Source organism: Rhizobacter sp. P1_G5 (genome assembly GCF_056405435.1).
In genome coordinates this window covers 1-3154 of record NZ_JBFUCB010000670.1, presented here as the reverse complement: position 1 = coordinate 3154, position 3154 = coordinate 1, and the positions used below count along the sequence as shown (strand labels likewise).

General features: G+C 71.1%; 3 protein-coding genes. All 3 read right to left on the bottom strand.

Annotated elements, in window-relative coordinates; genetic code table 11:
* Positions 1-199: 199 nt before the first annotated feature.
* Positions 200-1189: a hypothetical protein gene (locus AC1D12_RS29185; RefSeq protein ID WP_477844660.1), complete on the bottom strand. Its 990-nt coding sequence runs from the start codon at positions 1187-1189 to the stop codon at positions 200-202.
* A gap of 1 nt (position 1190) precedes the next feature.
* Positions 1191-1922, bottom strand: coding sequence for an outer membrane lipoprotein-sorting protein (locus AC1D12_RS29180; RefSeq protein WP_477844658.1), 732 nt, complete (start codon positions 1920-1922; stop codon positions 1191-1193).
* 11 nt (positions 1923-1933) lie between these two features.
* Positions 1934-3154, bottom strand: a 1221-nt coding sequence (locus AC1D12_RS29175; protein ID WP_477844656.1) for an ABC transporter permease, incomplete at its 5' end; no start/stop codon positions are given.

Here is a 3154-nt window from a genome sequence, read left to right as displayed (position 1 = left end):
CGCCAGCGCGGCCAGCAGGCGCAGCTTGTGCGGGGCGTTGAACATGGTGGGATCTCCCTCGGCAAGTCGATGAACCCCACCTGCGCGGCGGGACGGCGATGCCCGATTGGCGCATGGAACCAATACGCTACCAGGCAATACCATAGTAATACCAGTAACGAGCGGTGTGAAGCGCGGAGATCCCGGAGCGGGGCGCCCTTCAAAACGGCCAGGTGCCTGCAACAAAGGCGATCCGCCGCGTCGGCAGCCGCGCGATGGCAGCGGTCGGCGGCCCGCCGAACCAGCGCAGGCCGGCATCGAAACGCCAGCGGTCGCCCTGCCAGCCGAGCGCCGCGGTGGTGATCCGGCCGCGGTCGGCCGGCACCAGCAGCAAGTCGACCACAGGTTGCCAGCCTTCGTGCTCCCAAGCTGCACGCAGATACACATTTCTGCGGGGTTGAGGTGCCGCGGCGAGACCGTCGGACCACACCTCGGCCGTCAGGCTGAGCTTGCTCTCGCCGGTCCAGGTGGCGCCGGCCAATGCTTGCGTGATGTCCGGTGCCGGCGGTGCCTGCTGCGCACGCCGCAGCGAGGCGTGCAGCTCGAGGCTGTCGGTCGCGACCCACGACGTGGCGGCGCCCATGCTGCCGCGCGAGCGCGCGCCGACGCGTGCAAAGCCGTGCCAGTCGGCCGACCCGACGCGCCGGTACACGCGCGCGGCGAACGCCTCTTCATCGCCACCCGYGCGCGCATCGCTGCGCGGGTTGACCCAGACCAGCGTCCACGCGGTGTCGGCATCGAAGTGCTCGGCCTGCACCACGCCGCGGCCCCGCGGCGTGGTCGCGAGCAGCGTGCGGCGCTGCTCCTGCTGCACCACGTCGTTCGGCCGGAAGCCGTAGCCGACGTCCCACGCGACGATCTTGCGGCCGCCGCTCCACTGCCAGCCCAGCGCGTCGCCCGACGCATACAGCTCGTTGACGGCGGCATCGCCGTGCCATGCCCCGCCGTCGGGCCGCTGCTGCGTGAAGACGACGTTGCCGCTGAGCGCCTTCCAGTGGCCGCGCAGTTCGGTCTCGAGCGTGTCGGTGCCGGGCGGTGCGATGCCCTCCACCTGCTCGCGGTGCGCGCGCAGCTGGCCGCTGAACTCGTCGGCGGCCACGGCGCCGCCCGCGAGCGCCCACAGCGCCGCGATCCCCACGAAGCGCCGCATTTCAGTCCAACGTCGGGTTGCGCGCGAGGAACATCGGGTTCAGCCAGGCCTCCGGCACGTCGCGCGGCGCGCGCGACACGTAGCGCACCCGCGTCTCCTTGTGGTTGCTCAGCTGGTCGCGCAGCACCATCTCGGTCACCCGCGTCGGCGCGGCCGGCGCGTCGAGCACGAAGCCCGCCTGCTTCGCGAGCTTGTCCGACTGCACGTACAGCTCGGCCTTCAGCGGCTCGTGCAGCTTCGTGCCCAGCCACAGTTCGATGCGCTGGTAGGTGACGCCCTTGCGGTTGGCCGCCAGGCTCAGGTGCAGGCAGGCCACCTCGCCGCAGCGCTCCTCGCCGATGACGCGGCCGCCGTAGTCGTCGGCCCAGCTGAGCGTCGCGATGTCGCCGGTCGACGCATCGCCCAGCAGCTTCTGCATCGGCGTGATGCGCAGCGGGCGCTGGCTGCCGGGCATCAGCAGCCAGAAGTCGTCGCCGAGCATCAGCACCTTCTGGCCCTTCTCGGCCGGGCTGCGCATCAGCACCAGCGAGCGGTGGCCGGCCTGCGCGAAGACGGTGTAACGCCGCTCCTTGTCGGGCGAGCCATCGGTGTTGAAGACGCTGATCAGCGTGTCGACCTGCAGGTTGTCGCTGCCCATGCGGAAGCGGTCGGCGKCCTTCAGCAGCGGGACGATGTCCTGGGCCTGGGCCAACGTGGCCAGCAGCCCGAGCACGATCGCGAGGAGGCGTTTCATGTTGAGTCCCTTCAGGTGTGGGCCAGCGCATCCACCACCGGCGTGTGGACGGTCCTGCGGGCGACCAGCGCGGCCGCAGCCATCGCGAGCAGCAGCATCGCGAGCACGGTGGCGGCGAACATCAGCGGATCGACCTCGATCGTCAGCGGGTAGCCGCTGGAGCGGCCGGGCGGCGGCGGCATCTGCACCGGCACCACGTACAGCAGCAGCGAGATCGCGCCGGCCAGCGCGGCGCCGAGCAGCGCGCCGGCACCGCCGAGCAGCATGCCCTCCAGCGCCAGCGTGCGCAGCAGTTGCGACGGCAGCGTGCCGAGCGCGCGCAGCGTGCCGATCTCGCGCGTGCGCTCGATGATGGCCATCGCCATCGCGTTCGCGACGACGAACACCACGATCACGCCGATGATCAGCCCGAGCGCGCCGAAGATGCGGTTGTAGAGATCGCGCACCGAGCGGTAGAAGAAGGCCTGGTCGAGCCAGGTCTGCACCGTGAGTGACGGGAACAGGGCGGCCATGCGCTCGCGCGCCGGCCCGGTCGAGTCCATGCGGTCGAGGAACACGCCGAGCGTCGATACCCGTGTGGTGTTCAGCAGCTTCTGCGCGGTCGCAAGGTCGGTGTAGACGAGGCGCTTGTCGATCTCCGGCACGCCGGTCGAGAACACGCCCTTCACGCGCACGTCCAGCGCGTTCAGCGCGCCGTCGGTGGTGCTCGCGAGCAGCGTCAGGCTGCTGCCGGGCCGGGCCTTCAGGCTGCGCGCGAGACCGTCGCCGAGCATCACCTCGGCGCGGTCGGCGCTGTACAGCACGTCGCCGGCCGTCATCGTGAGGAACGGGCCCTTCACCGAGAACTCGCCGTCGGGGTCGACACCGTGGGCCATCATCACGGTCGACTTGTCGCCGTTGCTGATCAGGCCGCTGAACTCCACGCGCGGCAGCACCTGGCGCACCGCGCGGTCCGCCAGCAGCCGGGCGCGCAAGGCGGCGACATCGTCGAGGCCGTGCTGCAGCGGCGTGTCCTCATCGGTCGTGAACTGCGCCGGCTGGCCGATCACCAGGTGCCCGGTGCTGCGCGCCGCGGCCTGCGCCAGCGCGTGGTACGTCGACAGCGCGAAGCCGCCGGCCAGCAGGATGGCCGCGGTGCCGAGCGCCGCGATGCCCACGGTGACCAGCGAGCGGCGCCGGTTGCGCAGCGTGTTGAGCCACGCGAAGTACAGCCACTTCATTCGATCCTCCCG